The organism is Azospirillum isscasi (genome assembly GCF_030849505.1).
Taxonomy (GTDB): Bacteria; Pseudomonadota; Alphaproteobacteria; order Azospirillales; family Azospirillaceae; genus Azospirillum; species Azospirillum isscasi.
Map to the genome: position 1 here is coordinate 1 of NZ_JAUJFI010000035.1, position 19,703 is coordinate 19,703.

Consider the following 19,703-nt stretch of genomic DNA (forward strand, 5'->3'; position numbering starts at 1 on the left):
CGGTGGTGGCGCGGGTGGTGGCCGCCCTGCGCGCCGTCGGGCTGGACGACGACGCCCGCGCCATCGCCCGTGAAGCCGCCGCGGCCCTGGCCGGATGAGCCCCATGCCCAAAACGACCCAGCCGAAAGCCCAGCCGGCCAAAGCCCACCCGAAGCGGCGCGGGCGCCCCTGCAAACCGCGCCCGGTCGCGGCGTCGCCCCATGTGGATGCCTTCCTGGACATGCTGACGGCGGAGCGGGGCGCGGCGCTCAACACCCGCGTGGCCTACGAGCGCGACCTTGCCGACCTCGGCCTGTGGCTGGCCCAGCGCGGGCTGCCGCTGGACAAGGCGGGGACGGAGGATCTGCGCGCCTACCTCGCCTTCCAGTATGTGGAGGGCGGGCAGAAGCCGGCGCCGCGCACGGTGGCCCGCCGCCTGTCGGCGATGCGCCAGTTCTACCGTTTCCTGGTGTCGGAGGGCCGGCGGCAGGACGACCCCGCCTCGGCGCTGGACAGCCCCAAGCAGGGGCGCCCGCTGCCCAAGATCCTGACGGTGGAGGAGGTCACCCGTATGATCGACTCCGCCCAGACCCGCGGCGGGCCGGAAGGGCTGCGGCTGGTCGCCCTGCTGGAGGTGCTCTACGCCACCGGGCTGCGCGTGTCGGAGCTGGTCGGCCTGCCCATGGCGGCCATCCTGCGCGACGGGCGCGGGCTGATCGTGCGCGGCAAGGGCGGGAAGGAGCGCATGGTGCCGCTGTCCGAACCGGCCTCCGCCGCTCTGGCCGTCTATCTGCCCTGGCGCACCCACTTCATCCTGGCGGGGCGGGAAAACGGGCCGGTGGCCTTCATGTTTCCCTCGCGCAGCTCCACCAACGGGCACCTGACGCGCCAGCGATTCGCGCAGTTGCTGAAGGAACTGGCCATCGAGTCGAACATCGACCCGGAGAAGGTCAGCCCCCACGTCCTGCGCCACGCCTTCGCCACCCACCTGCTGGACCGCGGGGCGGATCTCCGCTCGGTCCAGAAGATGTTGGGCCACGCCGACATCGCCACCACCCAGATCTACACCCACGTCGTGTCGGAGCGGCTGAAACAGGTCGTCCACGAACATCACCCGCTGGCCCGGCGAAAAACCGTTCGTACGCAATAGCGTTGCGCGCAAAGGGGTTGGTCCTTTCAAAAAATGCCAATCCGGCTATGGCGGGTCCTCCCGCTGTGGTATAGCCCTTGTTCCAATGGGGGTGGCCGGCGTCCGCGCCGGACCGCCGCGCGACGAACAGGGGGGGAACCGCATGGCCACGACCATTTCCGGGCTTGAGATCCTGGGTCCGATCAAGCCCGGCTTCGAGCAGATCCTGACGCCGGAGGCGCTGGCCTTCCTGGCGGAGCTGGAGGGCCGGTTCGGGTCGGAGCGCTTGCGCCTTCTCGACGTGCGGACGAAGCGGCAGGCGCTGATCGACCAGGGGCACAAGCCGGACTTTCTGCCGGAAACCCGCGCCATCCGCGAGGCCGACTGGACCGTCGCGCCGCTGCCGCACGACCTGCTCGACCGCCGGGTGGAGATTACCGGGCCGGTGGACCGCAAGATGATCATCAACGCGCTGAATTCCGGCGCGAAGGTCTTCATGGCCGATTTCGAGGATTCGAGCTGCCCGTCCTGGGCCAACCTGATCGACGGCCAGATCAACCTGCGCGACGCCGTGCGCCGCAGCATCGCCTTCGACGATCCCGCCTCGGGCAGGAAGTACCGGCTGAACGACAAGACCGCCGTCCTCAAGGTGCGCCCGCGCGGCTGGCACCTGGAGGAGAAGCACGTCCGTCTCGACGGCGAACCGGTGTCCGGCGCGCTGTTCGACTTCGCCCTCTACGCCTTCCACAACGCGCAGGAGCTTCTGGCGCGCGGGTCCGGCCCCTACTTCTACCTGCCGAAGCTGGAAAGCCATTTCGAGGCGCGGCTGTGGAACGAGGTGTTCACGGTGGCCGAAGATTACCTGAAGATCCCGCACGGTTCGGTCAAGGCCACCGTTCTGGTCGAGACGATCCTGGCCGCCTTCGAGATGGACGAGATCCTCTACGAGCTGCGCGACCATTCCGCCGGGCTGAACTGCGGGCGCTGGGACTACATCTTCAGCTTCATCAAGAAGTTCCGCAACGACCCCGCCGCCGTCCTGCCCGACCGGGCGGAGGTGACGATGGCGACGCCCTTCCTGCAATCCTACAGCCTGCTGGCGGTCAAGACCTGCCACCGCCGCGGGGCGCCGGCCATCGGCGGCATGGCGGCCTACATCCCGGTGAAGGACGATCCCGCGGCCAACGAGACCGCCTTTTCCAAGGTCCGCGCCGACAAGGAGCGGGAGGTGTCCAACGGCCATGACGGCACCTGGGTGGCGCATCCCGGCCTCGTCCCCGTCGCGCGGGAGGTGTTCGACGCCTACATGGCGAAGCCCAACCAGATCGACCGCAAGCGCGCCGACGTCACGGTGACCGCCGCCGACCTTCTGGCCGTGCCGGAGGGGCCGAAGACGGAGCGCGGCCTGCGCAACAACGTGGCCGTCGCCATCGGCTATCTGGAGGCGTGGCTGCGCGGTGTCGGCTGCGTGCCGCTGTTCAACCTGATGGAGGACGCCGCCACCGCGGAGATCAGCCGCACCCAGCTCTGGCAGTGGGTCCACCACGGCGCCACGCTGGACGACGGGCGCCCGGTGACGATGGAACTGGTGGACGAGACCATCGCCGAGGAACTGGCCGCCTGGAAGGCCCGCGTCGGCGACCGCGCCTTCGACACGGGGCTGTACGAGGAGGCCGCGGTGATGCTCCGCGACCTCGTGGAGCGGACGGACTTCGTGGATTTCCTGACCCTGCCGGCCTACGACCGCATCGTCGCGCAAGGGGCGTGAGGCCCCCTTTCCAAGCCCTCACCTGAAGGCCCCCACCCTATCCCTCCCCCGTTGCGCAGGGGAGGGGACTGCCGCCGCCTTGCAGAAGGCACCCTCCCCTGCGCAGCGGGGGAGGGCTGGGGAGGGGGCCATGCGTGCAAAGCGCTTTCCCAAGGTGCCCGACCTGCTTGGCAAAAGGCGGGGACTCGCCATGTTCGCTGACCTGCCCGCGTCCCGAGCCGGAGGTTTCGTTCCCGTGTCCACACCCGCCACCGTTCCGCCGGCGTCGCGCGGGGTCGAATCGCTGCTTCTCCTGCTGTCGGTCGGCGGGATGATCGGGGTGATCTTTCCCGTCACGAAATACGCGCAGGCGGCGGGGGTGCCGCCGCTGCCCTGGGCCTTTTCCATGACGCTGGGCGCCGGGCTGCTTCTGGCCGGGCTGGCGCGCATCAAGCGGCAACCGCTGATTCCCGCCGGACCGTCGAGCGGGCGCCGGCTGCGCTATTTCGCGGTGTCCGGCCTGCTGTCGGTGGCCCTGCCCAACGTGGTGCTGTTCTTCGTGCTGCCGCCGCTGGGGGCGGGGCTGTCGGCGGTGGTCTACACGCTGCCGCCGATCCTGACCCTGCTGATGGCCGTGGCGGTGCGGATCGAAAAGCCGGACCGTGGGCGGGTGGCCGGCATCCTGCTGGGCTTTGCCGGTGCGCTGATGATCGTCGGGCCGCGCGGCAGCCTGCCCTCGCCCGATCTGGCCGGCTGGATGGCGCTGGCCTTCGCCATGCCGCTGTCGGTCGCGGCGGGCAACGTCTACCGCACCGTCGCCTGGCCGCCGGGGGGCCAGCCGGTGGCGCTGGCCGCGGGCACCATGCTGGGCGGGGCGGCCTGGGTCGCGCTGGCCCTGCTCGGCACCGGGGCCATGTCGGAGCTGCCCTTGCTGGGGCTGGTGCCGGGGCTGGCCCTGCTCCAGATCGCGGTGACGGCGCTGACCTATGTGCTGTATTTCCGGCTCCAGATCGTCGCCGGGCCGGTTTATCTCAGCCAGATCGGCTATGTGGCGACCTCCGTCGGGCTGGGCACCGGGACGCTGCTGTTCGGGGAACGCTATTCCCCCTGGGTGTGGAGCGGGGCGGGGGTGATCGTGGCGGGCGTGCTTCTGGTCAGCTTTGGCCGCCGTTTCGCGCGATAAGCTGTGGCATCGCCGCCGCGCACCGTGGTACCAAGGCCGGTCCGCGACGTCCGCGTCCAATCTTATTCGGTCCGTGATCCTTCCGGCATGCAAACCTTCCTGGAATTCGAAAAGCCGATCGCCGAGCTTGAAGGCAAGATCGAGGAACTGCGCCATCTGACCAACGCCGGCGACATCAACATCGCCGACGAAGTCACCAAGCTGCAGACCAAGGTCGACAAGCTCCTCCGGCAGACCTACGCGAAGCTCACCCCGGCGCAGAAGGTGCAGGTGGCCCGCCACCCGAACCGTCCGCACTGCCTGGACTATGTGAAGGGGCTGATCGACGACTTCACGCCGCTGGCCGGCGACCGCGGCTTTGCCGAAGACCGCGCGGTCATCGGCGGGCTGGGCCGGTTCCGCGGCCGCTCGGTCGTGGTGATCGGGCAGGAGAAGGGCCACGACACCGAAACGCGCGTGCGCCACAACTTCGGCATGGCCAAGCCCGAGGGCTACCGCAAGGCCCAGCGCCTGATGGACCTCGCCGACCGCTTCAAGCTGCCGGTCGTCTCGCTGGTCGACACCGCCGGCGCCTTCCCCGGCGTCCAGGCGGAGGAGCGCGGCCAGGCCGAGGCCATCGCCAAGAGCATCGAGCGCTGCCTGCGCCTGACCGTGCCCATGGTGGCCGCGGTGATCGGCGAGGGCGGGTCCGGCGGCGCCATCGCCATCGCGACCGCCGACCGGGTGCTGATGCTGGAGCACGCCATCTACTCCGTCATCTCGCCGGAAGGCTGCGCGTCGATCCTGTGGCGCAACCCCGACATGGCCGGCGAGGCCGCCGTCGCGCTGCGCCTGATCAGCCACGACCTGAAGGAGCTCGGCGTCATCGACCGGGTGGTGAGCGAGCCGATCGGCGGCGCCCACCGCGACCCGGCGGAGATCGTCAGGGCGCTGGGCGACGCCATCGAGGAGTCGCTGGGCGACCTGGACGGGCTGGACGGCGACGCGATCCGCGCCCAGCGCCGCCAGAAGTTCCTCGACATGGGCCAGAAGGGCCTGGGGTAAGACGCCCGTGGCCGCCCCGCAGACCCGTCCTCTGAAGACCCGTCCTCCGAAGGCCCGTCTTCTGCGTCTGGCGGCCACCGTCAACCTGTCCGCCGTGGCGGCCACGCTGCTGGCCCTGTGGCTTCTGCATCCGCTGTTCGCGCCCCCGCCCGGCATCGCCGATCCGGGGGCGCGCATGGCCTTCTGGGGGCGGCTGGCCCTGTGGCCGGCGCTGGTCCTGTGCCTGACGGTCGGCGGGGTGATGGTCGCCCGCGCTCGCTCCGTCGCGCTGAACCCCATCGACGATCCCGAATCGCGCCTCTACCGCATCGCCCAGCGCGTGCTGGCCAACACGGTGGAGCAGACGTTGATCTTCCTGCCCGCCCTGGCGGCGCTGGTGGCGCAGATGCCGCTTCCCGACCTGGGCTTCGCCCGGCTGGCGGTGGCGCTGTTCGTGCTGGGCCGCCTGCTGTTCTGGGCGGGTTATCTGATCCACCCCTATGTGCGGGCGCCGGGTATGGCCATCACGCTGACGGTCAACCTTGTCGTGCTGGGCTGGGCGGCTTTGCTCGCCGTCGCCTGATTCCTCCCGGTTTTCACAACCTGTTTCCCCAAGGAGTCCGACTTATGGCATAGGAGGTGCCGCATAACGCGCGCACGCCTTCCGACCGTCGGAGTCGCCATGAGAGTCCTGTTGCGCTGCCCGTCGCTGGTTCAGATCGGGTTGTCCGCCATCCTTCTGCTGAGCGCTCTGCTCGAACTGTTCGACACCATGCTGGAGGACGTCATCGGCGTGGAGATCGGCGCCGCGCATGGCCTGTTCGTCTTCGCCACGGCGAAGATCCTCAAGGAATGGGCGGAGGTCCGCAAGGAATTCTCCGAGACGCGGGAAAAGCTGGGCGGAGTGCGGAAGACGGAAGCGGCCTCGCCCGGCGCGAATTGAGCGGCGCGAATTGAGCGGCGCGGCGGCGACGTCTACAGCCAGCGCCGCCGCTTGAAATAGAGCATGGGCAGCGCCGCCGACAGGATCATCAGCATGACCGCCAGCGGGTAGCCCAGCGTCCAGCCCGTCTCCGGCATGTGCGCGAAATTCATGCCGTAGACGCTGGCGACCAGCGTCGGCGGGAACAGGGCGACCGTCAGGATCGAGACGATCTTCACGATCTCGTTCTGCTCTACGTTGATCCGGCCCAGCGTGGTGTCCAGCAGCAGGCTGACCTTTCCCGACAGGAAGCGGGCGTATTCGCCCAGCCCCGTGACGTCCTGCAGGGCCGCACGCGCCCAGCGCCGGGTCCGCTTGGCCGGGGTCCAGCCCTCGCCGCGGGCCAGGAAGGTCAGCATGCGGTTGAGCGTGGACAGGCTGACATGCGCCTTGCCGACCAGATGCCCGGTGTGGCCGATGCGCTTCAGCGTGCGGGTGTCGTCGCGCCGCTCCCCCTTGACCGGCAGGGCGCGTCCGCGGAAGGACCGGCTGCCCATGGTGTCCAGCTCCAGCCCGACGCGGCGCAGGACGGCGGCGGTGCGCTCCACCACCCCGTCCAGCAGGGCGGCCAGAACGGCCTCCGCCGTGGCCTCCGCGCCGCCGTTGCGGGTCACGCGGCGGCGGACGGCCAGGAAGGGCTGCGGATCGACGGTGTGGATGGTGGCGAGCCGCCCGCCGGCCAGGACGAAGCTGACGGGGACGATGCGCGGCTGGTCGGTGTCGGCCCAGACCAGGACGAGCGCCGTCATGTGCACGGCGCCGGGGGTGATGCGCAGACGGCTCGATTCCTCGATCTCCGCCATCTGCTCCCTCGTGGGCAGCTTGACGCCCATCAGCGCTTCGGCGCGGGCCAGCTCCTCCGGCGTCGGGTTCTGCAGGTCGAGCCAGACCGCCTCGACGGGCAGCGGGGCGGTGACGCCCTCGGCCTCCCTGGCCCAGCGCAGCCGGTCGCCGTCCCGGGCGAAGACGTGCAGCATGGCGGCGGCCCGCCTTAAACGAGGCGGCCGAGACGGCGGGGTTTGCGCGGCGGGGCCGGTTCGGCGGGGCCAGGGAGGCTGAGGGCGTCGCCGCCCCCCGCGTCCGCCGGCAGGTCGAGCGGCGCGCCGTCCTTGCGCAGCGCGTCCTCCAGCTTGCGCCGGAAGGCGCCGCCGTCGTCCTTGGAGTCCAGGAAATGGCCGACGGCCTCCTTGGCGGAGTCGCGGTCGTACGGGACCTTGCCGAAGACCGACAGCTTGGCGCGCTCCAGCAGCTTCGGGTCCATCCGTTCGCGGATGGCCTTCATCTGGCGGAGCAGATCCTTGCGGACGTCGGACATGGCGGTCCCCCTCGCTTCCCCGTTCAGTCGCGGCCGATCAACGTGCCGGCCCCGCCCTCCGTGAAGATCTCCAGCAGCAGGGCGTGCGGCACGCGGCCATCCAGGATGACGGCGGCGTCCACGCCCTGTTCCACGGCGTCGATGCAGGTCTCGATCTTCGGGATCATGCCGCCGGTGGCGGTGCCGTCGGCGATGGCGGCGCGCGCCTGGTCCAGCGACATGCGCGGCACCAGCTCCTTGTTCTTGTCCAGAACGCCGGCGACATCGGTCAGCAGGAAGAAGCGGGTGGCGCCCAGCGCCGAGGCGACGGCGCCCGCCGCGGTGTCGGCGTTGATGTTGTAGGTGTCGCCGTTGCGGTCGAAGCCGATCGGGGCGATCACCGGAATGATGTCCGACTGGGCCAGCGAGGTGAGGATCTGCGGGTTCACCTGATAGGGCTCGCCCACGAAGCCGAGGTCCAGCACCTTCTCGATGTTGCTGTCCGGGTCGCGCTGGGTGCGGCGCAGCTTGCGCGCGGTGATCAGGCTGCCGTCCTTGCCCGACAGGCCGACCGCGCGGCCGCCCGCGTTGTTGATGGCGGCGACGATCTGCTTGTTGATGGAGCCGGCCAGCACCATCTCGACCACCTCGACCGTCTCCTTGTCGGTGACGCGCAGGCCGTCGATGAAGCTGGACTTGATGGCCAGCCGCTGCAGCATCTGCCCGATCTGCGGGCCGCCGCCGTGCACGACCACGGGGTTGATGCCGACCTGCTTCAGCAGGACGATGTCGCGGGCGAACTTCTCCGCCAGGCTGTCGTCACCCATGGCGTGGCCGCCGTACTTGATGACGAAGGTGCGCCCGGCGTAGCGGCGCATGTAGGGCAGGGCTTCGGACAGGGTGCGGGCCTTGGCGAGCCACTCGTCGCGGGTCGTGTTCTGCACGGGATGGAGCCGTTCGTCGGGGTGGGCCAATCGGGTGAGATTCCGCCGACTCTTTAACGGAAAGCGCGGGGGGTGCCTAGGGGGCTTTTTCAGGCGGGCCGCGCGCCGGCCCGTCCGGCCAGCCATCCGGCCAGCAGGGTCATCGGCTGGGTCAGGGCGGTGACCACCACGGCCATCAGCACCATGGCGGAGAAGCAGGCGTCCGACAGCACCCCCGCCTCCAGCAGGATGGTCAGGACGATCACCTCCATCAGCCCCTTGCAGGACATCAGCGTGCCGAGCCGCCAGGAATCCGCGGCGCTCTCGCCCGACAGCCGGGCGGGCAGGGCGGTGCCCAGGACCTTGCCGGCGATGGTCGCCGCCGTCGCCAGCGCGAAGACCCACCATTGCGCCGAGGCGGCGAGGTCGAGATCGACCTTCAGCCCGGTCAGGGTGAAGAAGAAGGGAAGCAGGATCAGCGTGGCGAAATGCTCCAGCCGGTCCAGGATGGCCGCCGCCAGCCGCCGCGGCATGACCGTGCCGGCCACGAAGGCGCCCAGGATGTAGTGCAGCCCGATCAGCTCCGTCACCGCGGCGGAGCCCAGCAGGGCGGCGCAGGTGACCACCACCACCATGTCGCCGACCGCGCCGTCCGGGGCGATGCGGTTCATCAGACGGGTCAGCAGGGGCCGCGCGAACAGCTCGGTCGCGGCGAGATAGGCGAAGCCCAGGACGGCGATCTGCGCCACCCCGGCGAAACTGCCGCTCCCCCCCGCCGCCAGGGCGAGAACCGCGGTGATGAGAATCCACAGGAGCGCGTCGTTGACCGCCGCGTAACCCAGCGCCAGCCGCCCGACCCGCTCCCCGATCAGCCCCATCTCGCGCAGGATGGCGCCCAGCACCGGCAGGGCGGTCACCCCGACGCAGATCCCGAAGCCGGCGGCGAACAGCAGCGGGTCGGCCTTCGGCCCGGCCATCTCCGGAAAGGCGTCGACGATCCACCAGCCGAGCGCCCCGCCGACCAGCGTCGGCACCATCATGCTGGACAGGCTGATCCCGACGAAGGCACGCCCGCGTCCTTTGAACTCCGCCAGATCGAGGTGCAGCCCGGTCAGGAAGGCGAAGAAGACCACCGCCAGCAATGCCAGCCCCGACAGCGGCGCCAGCGAGCCCTTGGCGAACAGGGGGTGCCAGATCTCCGGGGCGGCGTGCCCGAGAACCGACGGACCGAGCGCGATCCCGAACAGGATCTGGATGACCACCATCGGGGCCACATGCTTCAGACCGGAGAGCCGCCACAGCAGGAACGGACCGGCGATCAGCACGATGGCCTGGATGAGGAAGAGCAGGGCCGGCGTCAGCTCGAAGGGCATCGGCTCATCCCAGGCTGGCGAGCTGGGCGAGGCTGGCCCGCAGCTCCGCGATTCCCTGACCCTTCTCGGAGCTGGTGACGTGGATCTCCGGGAAGGCGGCGGGATGCTTCTTGATGGCCGCCACGGTGCGCTTGCTCACCTCGGCCAGCTCCTGCGATTTCACCTTGTCCGACTTGGTCAGCACGACGACGTAGGGCACCGCGGCCTGATCGAGCATCGTCATGATCTCCTCGTCGTTGGGCTTCAGCCCGTGGCGCGAATCGACCAGCACCAGCGCCCGGCGCAGCGTGACGCGGCCGCGCAGGAAACGGCGCACCATGTCGTTCCAGATCTCGATCTTCTCCTTCGATTCCTTGGCGTAGCCGTAGCCGGGCATGTCCACCAGCTTCAGCCGGTTGCCGAGGTTGAAGAAGTTGAGCTGCTGGGTGCGGCCCGGCGTGTTGGAGGTGCGGGCCAGCGTCTTGCGCCCGGTCAGCGCGTTGACGAGGCTGGACTTGCCGACGTTGGAACGGCCCGCGAAGGCGACCTCCGGCAGGTCGGCCTCCGGCAGCTGCTCCGCCGTCTGGGCGCCCCAGATGAAGTCGCATTCCTTGGCGAACAGAAGCCGCCCCGCTTCCAGGGCCTCCTCGTCGAAACCGGAGATCGGGGAGCTGTTGGACGTGGTCATGGACGGCGCTTTCGAAAGACACGGGCTACGGACATTCGTGACCGGCCCAAAACATAACCGCCGGCAAACGCCCGTCAAGGGAGGCGCTTGCCGGCGGTCGATGCCCTGACGTCAGGGAGGCCGGGTGTCAGGCGGGACGGACCGTCAGGTCACCTTCACCCCGTCCTGCCGCATGATGATCCACTGCTGGGCGATGGACAGCGTGTTGTTCCAGGCCCAGTAGATCACCAGACCAGCCGGGAAGCTGGCGAGCATGAAGGTGAAGATGATCGGCAGGAACTGGAACACCTTCTGCTGCACCGGATCGGGCGGCGCCGGGTTCAGCTTCTGCTGGAAGTACATGGTGATGCCCATGATGATCGGCCACAGGCCCAGCATCAGGATGTGCGGCGGCTGCCACGGGATCAGACCGAACAGGTTGAAGATGGTGGTCGGATCGGGCGCGGACAGGTCGTGGATCCAGCCGAAGAACGGCGCGTGCCGCATTTCGATGGTCACGAACAGCACCTTGTACAGCGCGAAGAACACCGGGATCTGGATCAGGATCGGCAGGCAGCCCGACACGGGCGAGACCTTCTCGCGCTTGTAGAGTGCCATCATCTCCTGGTTCAGGCGGACCTTGTCGTCGCCGAAGCGGTCGCGCAGCTCCATCATCTTGGGCTGCAGCTTCTTCATCTTGGCCATCGCGTGATACGACTTGTTGGCCAGCGGGAAGAAGGCAGCCTTCACGATCACGGTGAAGACCAGGATGGCGATGCCGAAGTTGCCGAACAGGCGGCCCAGCAGGTCCAGGCCGTAGAAGAACGGCTTGGTCAGGAAGTAGAACCAGCCGAAGTCGATCGCCAGATCGAAGTTGGCGATGCCCAGCTTGTCCGAATACTCGTCCAGCAGGCGGACCTGCTTGGCGCCGGCGAACAGGCGGTCGGTCAGCTCGATGGTGGCGCCGGGGGCGACCTCCACGGCCTTGCCGAGCGTGTCGACCTGATAGCGGTCGGCGGCGCCGGGGGCGGAGTGGACGAAGCGGGCGGTGATCGGGGCCTTCTGGTCGGGGACCAGCGAGACCAGCCAGTACTTGTCGGTGATGCCGATCCAGCCGCCCGTGCTCTGGGCGGAAATGGTGCCGGCCTTGCGCAGATCGTCGTACTTGTGCTCGTTCAGCTTGCCGTCGAAGACGCCGAGCGGGCCTTCGTGCAGGATGTAGTAGCCGTCGGTGTGCGGCGTGCCGGCGCGGCTGACGAGGCTGTAGGGCAGCAGGCTGACCGGGGTGGAGCCCGTGTTGCGCACCTTCTGGGTGACCGTGAACATGAAGTTCTGGTCGACCGCGATGGTGCGCTCGAACACCAGGCCCTTGCCGTTGTCCCAGGTCAGGGTCAGCGGCTGGTCCGGCGTCAGGGCGGTGCCGGCGGCGGTCCAGCGGGTGTCGGCGCCGGGAACCGGCTGCGACTTGTCCTCCGGGACCCAGCCGAACTCGGCGTAATAGGCATCGGGCGTGCCGGCGGGGGCCAGCAGCACGATTTCCGGGCTCTTGGGGTCGGGGGTGACGCGGTAGTCGGCCAGCGTCAGGTCGTCGATGCGCCCACCCACCAGATTGACCGAACCGTGCAGCGACGGCGTGTTGATCTTGACGCGCGTTCCGGCGGCCATCTGCTCGGCGAGCAGGCCGGCGCGGTCGCGGACCGTGGCCGGGGCCGCGGTGCCGGGCACCGAACCGGGAGCGGCGCCCGGCACGGGAGCGGCGCCGGGGGCGACCGACTGCTCCGTCTGGGCGGCCTGCTGCGCGGCCTGCTGCTGCTTCACCCGGGGTCCGTCGTAGAAATACTGGAATCCCAGGAGGATGGCGATCGACAGAGCGATCGCGAGGATGAGGTTGCGTTGATCGGTCATGGCATCCCGGTTGCCGTGGGCCTTCTTCAAGAAGGGGGCCGAACGCCGGTTTTCAGGCCGGCATGCGAGTTGCTGCATCGATGCGCCGCGTCGTCCGGCCCGTGCGAACAGCGGGTGGACCGCCCCGGCTCGGGCACGGGATCATATCCCCACCCGCCCCAGGGATGGCAGCGCAGAAGCCTCCGGACGGTCAGCCAACTGCCCCGGATCGCTCCGTGCTTAGATAGCGCGTCCAGCGCATAGTTTGAACAGGTCGGCTGAAATCGGCAGTGCCACCCGATGAAGGGCGACAGGGTCCACTGATAGCCGACCACGAGCGCGCGCAGAAAATAGGCAAGCGGGCTCACGCGCCGGCCTCCCCGCCGCCGGAACCGTCACCGGTCCCGCCGTTGGGTTTGACGGCGTTTGGCCCGCCATTCGCCTCGCTCTTGGGCGCATCGCGCCACAGGCCGAGGCGTTTCAGCGCCGCAATCAGATCGCCCAGCAGCTCCGTCCACGGCCTTTCGGCCGTCGCGGCGCGTGCCACCAGCACGAAATCGTGACCGGGGGCCGCATGGGCGGTCAGAATCTGGCGGGCCGCTTCGCGAAGGCGGCGGCGTGCGCGATTGCGCACGACCGCGTTCCCCACCTTGCGGCTCGCCGTCAGGCCAAGACGAATCGGCGGCTCGCCAGGAGCGGGCCGCTGCCGTTCGTCGTGTCGGCGCACCTGCAGGATAAGGCCGGGAGCCACATGCTTGCGCCGGGTACCGGCCACGGCCAGAAATTCCGGCCGCCGCTTCAGGCGCCCGACCCTGGGGTCCGGCGCCGCCATGCGTATCAGGCGCTCAGGACCTTGCGGCCCTTGGCGCGGCGGCGGGCAATCACCTTGCGGCCACCGACGGTCGCCATGCGGGCGCGGAAGCCATGCCGGCGCTTGCGCACGATTTTGCTGGGCTGGAACGTGCGTTTCACGGCACCATACTCCTCGATCTCAGGGCAAAAAATGAGCCCCGCTGTATAGAGGTACCGCCCCCCGGAGTCAATCGCGCGCTGCCCCCCGTGCGTGGGAAATATTCTCCGTCCGGATGGGCAAAGGCGCGAAGGGTGGCGCAAAGGGGGGTGAAAAGGGGTAGGCGGCTGCCTCCCCCGCCGTGCGGTGTGTTTACCCCCTGACATCGCGAAAGGTCCGGGGGAAGTCGGCATGCTGCACCGGCGGCAATTCATCGTGTCCAGAAACGCCCATGCCCTTCGTCCGGATTGGGTGACCCGCGACATCGGCGGGCTGATCCTGTCCCACGGTCCCGACCTGCCGGTCCGGCGCGTGCTGGGTGCCGACAAGACGGTCTGGCATCTGCTGGGCCTGCCCGTGCAGACCGATCCCACCCGACCCGACCCGGTGGAGGCGCTCGCCGACTCGCGGGCCGGGGCCATCGCGGATCTTTGCCGGTCCTGGACGGGCCGCTGGCTTCTTCTGAACAACCGGGCGGTCCATCTGGACACCGGCGGGACGCTCGGCTGCTTTTACGGGATGGTGGACGGGGGGCTGACGCTCGCCTCCAGCGCCGGGGTGATGGCCGAACTGCTGGGGGAGGAGGCCGCCTTCCGCCGCCCGCTCGCCCACGAGGCGGGGCTCGACTGGTACCCGCTGCCGGGCTCCGGGCTGAAGGGGGTGCGGCGGCTGCTGCCGACCCAGGTGCTCGACCCCGCCCGCCCGATGGACGACGCGGGGTTCCTGACCTTCCGCCGGCCCTTCCCGCCGGTTCCGCCGGGATTCTCCGATTCGCTGGCCTACGAGCGGATGGAAGCGATCCTGGTCACCGCCATCCGCAACCTGCACCGCGCCCTGTCGAAGCCGGAAGTCTCCGGGCCGGAGGGCGGGAGCCGCCCGTTGATGCTCCAGCTCACCGCCGGCTACGACACGCGGCTGCTGCTGGCCGCGGCGCGCCGGGCGGAGGTGCCCTTCGCCACCTTCACCTTCGACCACCGCGACCTGACCCCGGGCGACCGCAAGCTGCCGCCGAAGCTGGCCCGGCTGGCCGGGGTGGAGCATCACCAGATCCCCTGCCCGCCGCTGGACGCGCAGCGCGCGCGGGACTACGCCGCCCACACCGGCGGGCACACCGCGGCGATGGACGGGGAGTTCTACGCCAACGGCGCCTGGGACGGCGTTCCGGAGGGCGCGGTCGTCCTGCACGGCGGCGTGTTCGAGGTGGCGCGCTGCTTCTACTGGGGCCAAATCCCGCCGGGCCTCGCCCCGGATGCGGAGGACACGGCGGCCCGCCTGTTCGACGCCTTCCGCGGCAAGCTCTACAACCCGCCGTCCCATTGCGAGGCGCTGCGCGAATGGCTGGCCTGGGTGGCGCGCACGCCGGACGTGCTGCCGGGCGGCGCCATGGATCTGCGCGACCGCTTCTATCTGGAGCAGCGGGTGGCCGGCTGGCTGTCGGCCATCGACCAGGGGGTGGACTTGACCGGGCGGCAGCTGTTCCAGGTCGGCAACTGCGCGGACTTCCTGGCCATCGCGCTGGCCCTGCCGGTGGATGTCCGCCGCTCCAGCCAGCACCACGCGGAGCTGATCCGCCGCATGGCCCCCGACCTGCTGAGCGAGCCGATCAACCCGCCGCAACCCGCCGTGCTGCGCCAGCTCCGCAAGCTGCCGCGCCGCCTCAACAAGCTGCGCACGGCGATCGGGCATCATCTGGCGCGGACGTCGGCGTAGGGAGGTGGTTTAAAGGAGGCGGCTTAAGGAGAGGTGCGGCGGACGGGCGCTCGCTCCCTCCCTAACCTTCCCCCGCTCTCGGCGGACTTTCAGTCCGCCTGCCGCGTCAGCGCAAACCTCTGGTTTGCGCGTGAGCTTCGTAGGGGAGGGGATAGAGGTGCAGCCGTTTTGGACAGGTGCAGCCAGCGGCGGTAGGCATCCTCGCTCACCGGGGCGCGGTGCTTCAGGCCGATGCGGACGATCTCCGGCAGGGCCAGCAGCACCTTCACATCGGTCAGCCGCGGTCCGTGGCGCAGGTTCTTCCAACTGTTGCCGGCCCAGCTCCGCAGGAAGCGCCAGGGGAGCAGGCGGGCGGGGCAGCGGGCGATCTCGCGGATCAGGTCGTTGCGGTGGTTGTAGAAACGCTCCAGCCCCGGCTTGCGGCCCTTCTCGCTCTTGTCGTGATGGACCATCACGCCGGGCAGGGCGACCACCCGGTAACCGGCGCCGATCAGCCGCAGTCCGCGGTCCTTCTCCTCGCCCTGGCGGTACAGCTCCGGCATGTAGAGGCCGGTGGCGGCAACCGCGCTGCGGCGCAGCAGGTGGCCGCAGCCCACATACCAGGGGGCGTCGAAGGGAGCGGCCTGGGGCGGGAAATAGACCAGCCCGTCGCGCGTCTCGATGTTGCAGGCCACCGCCGCCACGTCCGGGTGCGCCTCCATATAGGCCACCGCGCGGGCGAGGCCGTCCGGCTCGACGAACCAGGAATCGTCGTCCACCGACAGCACGCAATCCCCCGCCGTGTTCGCGAAGCCGAAGTTGCGGGCATAAATCAATCCGGCGTTGTGCGGCAGCCGGACATAGCGGACGCTGGGGAATTCCGCCCGCAGCATCGCGTCGGTGCCGTCCGTGGAGCCGTCGTCCACCACCAGGATCTCCGCCACCGGGTGCGTCTGGGTCAGCAGGCGGGACAGCGCGGTGCGAAGCTCCGGCGCGCGGTTGAAGGTGGCGATGACGGCGCTGACGGTCGGCATCAGGCGACCTCGCTGGAGGAGGGCGCGCGCGGGCGCGCGGGCAGGGGGAGCCGGACCGGCGGGCGCTTCAGCTCCTCCGGATAATCGTCGCGCAGGCCGGACAGGTAGTTCGCCAGGAAGACCCGCAACCCTTCGACGTCCCGGTTCAGCAGATAGTGGGCGGAATATTTGGCGATCATGCGCGGAATCACCGCCGCCTTCTCGTAGTTGGCGTGGATGTAGCCCATGTTGCGGAAGAAATGCGGCGCCCGGTCGGCCCGCATCGTCTCCACCGTGCCCAGCCGCCCGCCCAGCACCTTGTGCTCCGTCCGCGACATGCCGGGATGGATGTGGACCGCCTTCACGGCGGTGCCGGCCTTGAGCCCGGCGCGGCGCGCGCGCAGGGTGAATTCGTACTCGTCGCCCCAGATGAACATCTCGCGCTTCACGTTGCCGATCCGCTCGAACACGGTCCGTCCAATCAGCGTGCCGTTGAACAGGGCGATGGTCTCCGGCGCCAGCCCGTCCACCGCCCGTGCCGTCAGGCGGTCCGGGTCGCGGGTGCCCTGCATGGGGAAGGCGAGGGTGGAGCGATCCTCCGCCGCCAGCACCAGCGGGCCGATCATGTCCAGCCGGTGCCGTTCCGCCTGGGCCAGCAGTTCGGCCAGCGCGCCCGGCTGCGGGATGCCGTCGTCGTCGGTGCTCCAGATCCAGCGGCAGCCGAGGCCGAGCGCCGTCTCGAAGGCGGTGTGGTAGGCCCCGGCGGACCCGCAATTGGCCTGCCGCACCACGACCAGCGTGCCGCCATGCTCCTCCCGCTGCGCGGCCAGCCATTCCGGCGTGCCGTCGCCGGACCCGCTGTCCACCACGACCAGCTGCTCCGGACGCGGGCGCTGCCCCAGGATCGCCGCGACACAGGCCGCCAGCAGCGGCAGGCGGTTGTGGGTGACGACGATCGCCACGACGCCGTGGGCGATGTCTGCGGACGGTGCTTCCTGTGCCATGGCCGGGCGGTCCTTCCTGGTCCTGTCCATCAGTCGGTTTGGGTGCGGTAGGGGGTGCAATCGGCCTGCATGGGCCGGCAGGGCAGGGTGGCGACGTCCGGCGACGGCTCGGCGATGGCCAGCACCCCCATGCGCGCCAGCGTCCGGGCGACCGTCCGCGCGGCGTAAAGCTGCCCCTCCAGGCCCCAGCGGCTGCCGTTGGGCGCGTAGAGATCACGCACCCCGCCGGCGGCCAGCGCGGTCAGGCCGGAGGCCAGCGGCACCGCCTGAAGGGTCGGGTCGGCGCCGAGCACCTCGTCCACCGCGGACCGGTGGGGCGGCGGGGCGAGCAGGAAATCGGCGTAGACCGTGCCCTTGTCCGGCGCCACCAGCAGCAGGAAGCGCGTCACCCCGTTGGCCTCCACCGCGTCCTGGATCGCGTGCAGGCGGGCGCGCCGCTCCTCCAGCAGCCGGCGGTCGGCGCGCCAGGGCCGGAAATCCTCGGCGTGGAAGAGGGTCGTCGTCGTGGCGGCGGAGCTGAACAGGCCCGCATAGGCCAGGGTCCGCTCCTCCACCGGTCCGTCGACCACGTTCAGCAGCGTGCGCGGCAGCGCTTTCATCAGCAGGTCCAGCGCATCGCCGACCGGCGGCGGGTTCCAGGCGCGGGCGCGGGCGCGCTCGCGGGGCCGCGGCTGGCGGTCGAGGGGCTGCGCCGCGATGGGGCGCAGGGCCGCGGCCCTGTGGGGACGGGGGGCGGTGACGGTGGACAGGTCGAGGCCGCCGACGCGCTCCTTCAGGTCGCGTTCGGACAGTTGCACGACCAGGATCCGCGGCGGGCGCTCCCGGAAATCGGACGAGGCCAGATAGGCGGCCAGCGGCGGAGCGTCGGCGGGCCGCACCCCCATGCTGAGGCCGGTCAGGTTCCGCAGATGGTCGGTCCAGTATTGGCCGTAGGGGGTGTGGCGCTCCTCCGCATCGGGCCGGGAGAAGCCGTCGCCGAAGACCAGCGCGTCGTAGGAGGCGCCGGGCCGCGCCGCCTCGGCCAGCGGCGGCACGAAGACCGCCTGCGGGACCGTGGGGCCGAAGCGGTTCTCCGTGAAGCCGCCCAGCCGCGTCAGGTCGCCCTCCGGCGGGTCCAGCGCGAAGGCCAGCGGCAGAACCAGCGCCGCGCCCAGGGCCAGCCCGCGCAGCACGATCCGGTCCAGCCCGCCTCTCACCGGTCGCCTCACGCCCGGTCCGCTGGCAGGCGGAAGCCGGGGAGGCGGAAAACGGGCAGGCGGCGCGGGGCGAGCGGGGTTCCGGCGTCGCCGCCGCTGCCGATCCACACGCGCAGCGCCTTGGTCGCCCCGATCCACAGCAGGATGGGCAGCAGCGAGAAGAAGCCGAACTTGACGATGGTGATGTTGCCGTCGCGGTACCATTGCAGCGACAGCGGGATGAAGGCGCAATAGAACAGCACCGCGTAGCGGTTGGTGAAGCCCGATTCCCAGAACCAGCGGTGCAGCCGGCCCAGGATCAGCCCCACCACCACCATGGTGACGATCACCCCGATCCACCCCGCGCTCATCCAGCCGTCGCCGGCCAGCGAGGTGGTCAGGTTGGAGAAATTGCCGAAATCGTGCAGCGACACCCATTTGACCGGCGCGCCGATGGGCTTGTCCGGCCACAGCATGCGCGGGATCGGCTCGGTGAAGAGCTGCAGATACTGGGTGAACCAGGTGTAGGTCCCCGACTGCTGCGGCACCGCCCACAGGATGAAGGCCAGGAAGTCGAAGTTGGCGATGTCCTGGTTCGACACGCTCTCCACGAAGGAGCCCTGGCCGCCCTGGAAGATGCCGAACAGCTTGGCCGGGCTCTCGGTGCCGGCCAGCACGCCGCGCAGGAAGTCGCGGTTGTTGCCCAGCGTGTGGAACAGCAGAAGCACCGGCAGGCCGATGGCGAGCTGCCACCAGCGGAACCACTTCGTGCGGGTGTGGTAGAGCACCAGCAGCACCATGCCCAGCACGCCCATGATGATCGCCCAGCGCCCCCAGCCCAGATAGGCGCGGTAGCTGACAAAGGCGATGAAGGGGATGAAGGACAGCGGGTGGAACCGGCTGACCCAGATGATGCCCAGCGTCAGCGGCAGGCCCATCGAATGGGCCTCGGCGATGTAGCCGGTGGTGTTGACGTAGACCGGCTGGCCGGTCAGCGGATCGCGCTCCATCTGCACGTCGCCGGTGCCGGTGAAGTCGGCCCCGTCCTGCCGCAGGATGGCGGAGTAGATGGCCAGCGGCCCCAGCGCCGCCACCGTCAGGGCGAAGGCGGTGATGTCCAGCCGGTCGAAGGTGAAGGCGGGCGCCCGGCTGAAATCCGGCCTCACCCGCCCGGCCCAGCCGCAGGCGACGGAGAAGGCGACCAGGGCGACCGAACTGACCGTCAGCGACTTCACGAACTCCGCCGCGCTCGGCCAGTAGCCCATGAACAGCCACGCGTTGTCGATCCCGAAGCCGTGGACCAGAAGCGGGCGGATCACGAAGACCAGGGTGTGGAAGATCAGATAGTAGGTCAGCGGGTGGAACATCGACGCGGTGCCGGTGCTCAGGAACACCACGGCGACCAGGGCCACCACCAGCACCTGTGCGATCAACGCCGTTTCGATCATGCCGGGCTCCGCCTTCCTCGTGAACGCGCGTCGCCGCCGGCCACGGCCCGTGGTGACGGCCTGTGGGGCGGTGTTCTCACACCGGAAGCAACGCCGCCGGCACCGGTCGGGTCCCCCCGTCCGGGAACGCAGAGGGTGGAGGCCGCCCGGTCAGGGCTATCCGCGCCGCGCCTTCGGGGCACCCCGTCCGCGCTTTTGCTTC

The 19,703-nt window shown here is 69.9% G+C and carries 20 protein-coding genes; 7 read left to right on the plus strand and 13 right to left on the minus strand.

Going from position 1 to position 19,703, the window contains the following annotated elements:
• Window positions 1-94 precede the first annotated feature (94 nt).
• The 6 genes from QSG27_RS09720 to QSG27_RS09745 all read left to right on the plus strand — a co-directional run bounded on the left by QSG27_RS09720 (window position 95) and on the right by QSG27_RS09745 (window position 6,004).
• On the plus strand, window positions 95-1,129 hold the full coding sequence (locus tag QSG27_RS09720) for a site-specific tyrosine recombinase XerD (protein ID WP_306705562.1): 1,035 nt from the start codon (window positions 95-97) through the stop codon (window positions 1,127-1,129).
• Between the two features lie 142 nt (window positions 1,130-1,271).
• On the plus strand, window positions 1,272-2,876 hold the full coding sequence (aceB, locus tag QSG27_RS09725) for a malate synthase A (RefSeq protein WP_306705564.1): 1,605 nt from the start codon (window positions 1,272-1,274) through the stop codon (window positions 2,874-2,876).
• 235 nt (window positions 2,877-3,111) lie between these two features.
• Window positions 3,112-4,038 (plus strand): DMT family transporter, encoded by a 927-nt coding sequence (locus QSG27_RS09730; RefSeq protein ID WP_306705566.1) that lies wholly within the window; start codon window positions 3,112-3,114, stop codon window positions 4,036-4,038.
• Between the two features lie 87 nt (window positions 4,039-4,125).
• Window positions 4,126-5,082 (plus strand): acetyl-CoA carboxylase carboxyltransferase subunit alpha, encoded by a 957-nt coding sequence (locus QSG27_RS09735; protein ID WP_306705568.1) that lies wholly within the window; start codon window positions 4,126-4,128, stop codon window positions 5,080-5,082.
• A gap of 7 nt (window positions 5,083-5,089) precedes the next feature.
• Window positions 5,090-5,644, plus strand: coding sequence for an MAPEG family protein (locus QSG27_RS09740; RefSeq protein ID WP_306705570.1), 555 nt, complete (start codon window positions 5,090-5,092; stop codon window positions 5,642-5,644).
• Window positions 5,645-5,743: 99 nt separating this feature from the next.
• Entirely contained in the window at window positions 5,744-6,004 is a 261-nt protein-coding gene (locus QSG27_RS09745; RefSeq protein ID WP_306705572.1) for a hypothetical protein, read from the plus strand.
• A 32-nt stretch (window positions 6,005-6,036) separates the two neighbouring features.
• Here QSG27_RS09745 and QSG27_RS09750 read toward each other — a convergent pair whose 3' ends face one another.
• The 9 genes from QSG27_RS09750 to rpmH form a co-directional block, all read right to left on the minus strand.
• Window positions 6,037-7,020, minus strand: a complete 984-nt coding sequence (locus tag QSG27_RS09750) for a magnesium transporter CorA family protein (RefSeq protein WP_306705574.1) — start codon at window positions 7,018-7,020, stop codon at window positions 6,037-6,039.
• Window positions 7,021-7,034: 14 nt separating this feature from the next.
• Complete coding sequence (locus tag QSG27_RS09755; RefSeq protein ID WP_306705575.1) at window positions 7,035-7,358, minus strand: hypothetical protein; 324 nt, start codon at window positions 7,356-7,358, stop codon at window positions 7,035-7,037.
• A 23-nt stretch (window positions 7,359-7,381) separates the two neighbouring features.
• Window positions 7,382-8,281, minus strand: coding sequence for an acetylglutamate kinase (argB, locus tag QSG27_RS09760; protein WP_306705635.1), 900 nt, complete (start codon window positions 8,279-8,281; stop codon window positions 7,382-7,384).
• Window positions 8,282-8,370: 89 nt separating this feature from the next.
• The gene (locus QSG27_RS09765; protein WP_306705577.1) at window positions 8,371-9,633 is read right to left on the minus strand and encodes a cation:proton antiporter domain-containing protein; all 1,263 of its coding nucleotides are present in this window, start codon (window positions 9,631-9,633) and stop codon (window positions 8,371-8,373) included.
• Between the two features lie 4 nt (window positions 9,634-9,637).
• Entirely contained in the window at window positions 9,638-10,300 is a 663-nt protein-coding gene (yihA, locus tag QSG27_RS09770) for a ribosome biogenesis GTP-binding protein YihA/YsxC (RefSeq protein WP_306705580.1), read from the minus strand.
• Between the two features lie 144 nt (window positions 10,301-10,444).
• Entirely contained in the window at window positions 10,445-12,184 is a 1,740-nt protein-coding gene (gene yidC, locus QSG27_RS09775; protein WP_306705583.1) for a membrane protein insertase YidC, read from the minus strand.
• A gap of 26 nt (window positions 12,185-12,210) precedes the next feature.
• Window positions 12,211-12,531 (minus strand): membrane protein insertion efficiency factor YidD, encoded by a 321-nt coding sequence (gene yidD / locus QSG27_RS09780; RefSeq protein WP_079285227.1) that lies wholly within the window; start codon window positions 12,529-12,531, stop codon window positions 12,211-12,213.
• Complete coding sequence (rnpA, locus tag QSG27_RS09785; RefSeq protein ID WP_306705585.1) at window positions 12,528-12,995, minus strand: ribonuclease P protein component; 468 nt, start codon at window positions 12,993-12,995, stop codon at window positions 12,528-12,530. Before rnpA ends, yidD begins: the two co-directional genes overlap by 4 nt.
• A gap of 5 nt (window positions 12,996-13,000) precedes the next feature.
• Window positions 13,001-13,135, minus strand: coding sequence for a 50S ribosomal protein L34 (rpmH, locus tag QSG27_RS09790; protein ID WP_149468452.1), 135 nt, complete (start codon window positions 13,133-13,135; stop codon window positions 13,001-13,003).
• A 229-nt stretch (window positions 13,136-13,364) separates the two neighbouring features.
• Here rpmH and QSG27_RS09795 point away from each other — a divergent pair, with 229 nt between their 5' ends.
• Entirely contained in the window at window positions 13,365-14,882 is a 1,518-nt protein-coding gene (locus tag QSG27_RS09795; protein WP_306705588.1) for a hypothetical protein, read from the plus strand.
• Between the two features lie 89 nt (window positions 14,883-14,971).
• Here QSG27_RS09795 and QSG27_RS09800 read toward each other — a convergent pair whose 3' ends face one another.
• From QSG27_RS09800 to QSG27_RS09815, 4 genes are read right to left on the minus strand one after another with little or no spacing between them, the layout of a single operon-like run.
• Complete coding sequence (locus QSG27_RS09800) at window positions 14,972-15,895, minus strand: glycosyltransferase family 2 protein (protein ID WP_306705590.1); 924 nt, start codon at window positions 15,893-15,895, stop codon at window positions 14,972-14,974.
• Window positions 15,895-16,878, minus strand: a complete 984-nt coding sequence (locus tag QSG27_RS09805) for a glycosyltransferase (protein ID WP_306705591.1) — start codon at window positions 16,876-16,878, stop codon at window positions 15,895-15,897. The genes QSG27_RS09800 and QSG27_RS09805 overlap by 1 nt, the downstream gene beginning before the upstream one ends.
• Before the next feature lie 29 nt (window positions 16,879-16,907).
• Window positions 16,908-18,074 carry a hypothetical protein gene (locus tag QSG27_RS09810; RefSeq protein ID WP_306705593.1) on the minus strand — a complete coding sequence of 389 codons (1,167 nt, stop codon included), beginning with the start codon at window positions 18,072-18,074 and terminating at the stop codon, window positions 16,908-16,910.
• Window positions 18,075-18,082: 8 nt separating this feature from the next.
• The gene (locus QSG27_RS09815) at window positions 18,083-19,501 is read right to left on the minus strand and encodes a hypothetical protein (RefSeq protein ID WP_306705595.1); all 1,419 of its coding nucleotides are present in this window, start codon (window positions 19,499-19,501) and stop codon (window positions 18,083-18,085) included.
• Window positions 19,502-19,703: the final 202 nt, after the last annotated feature.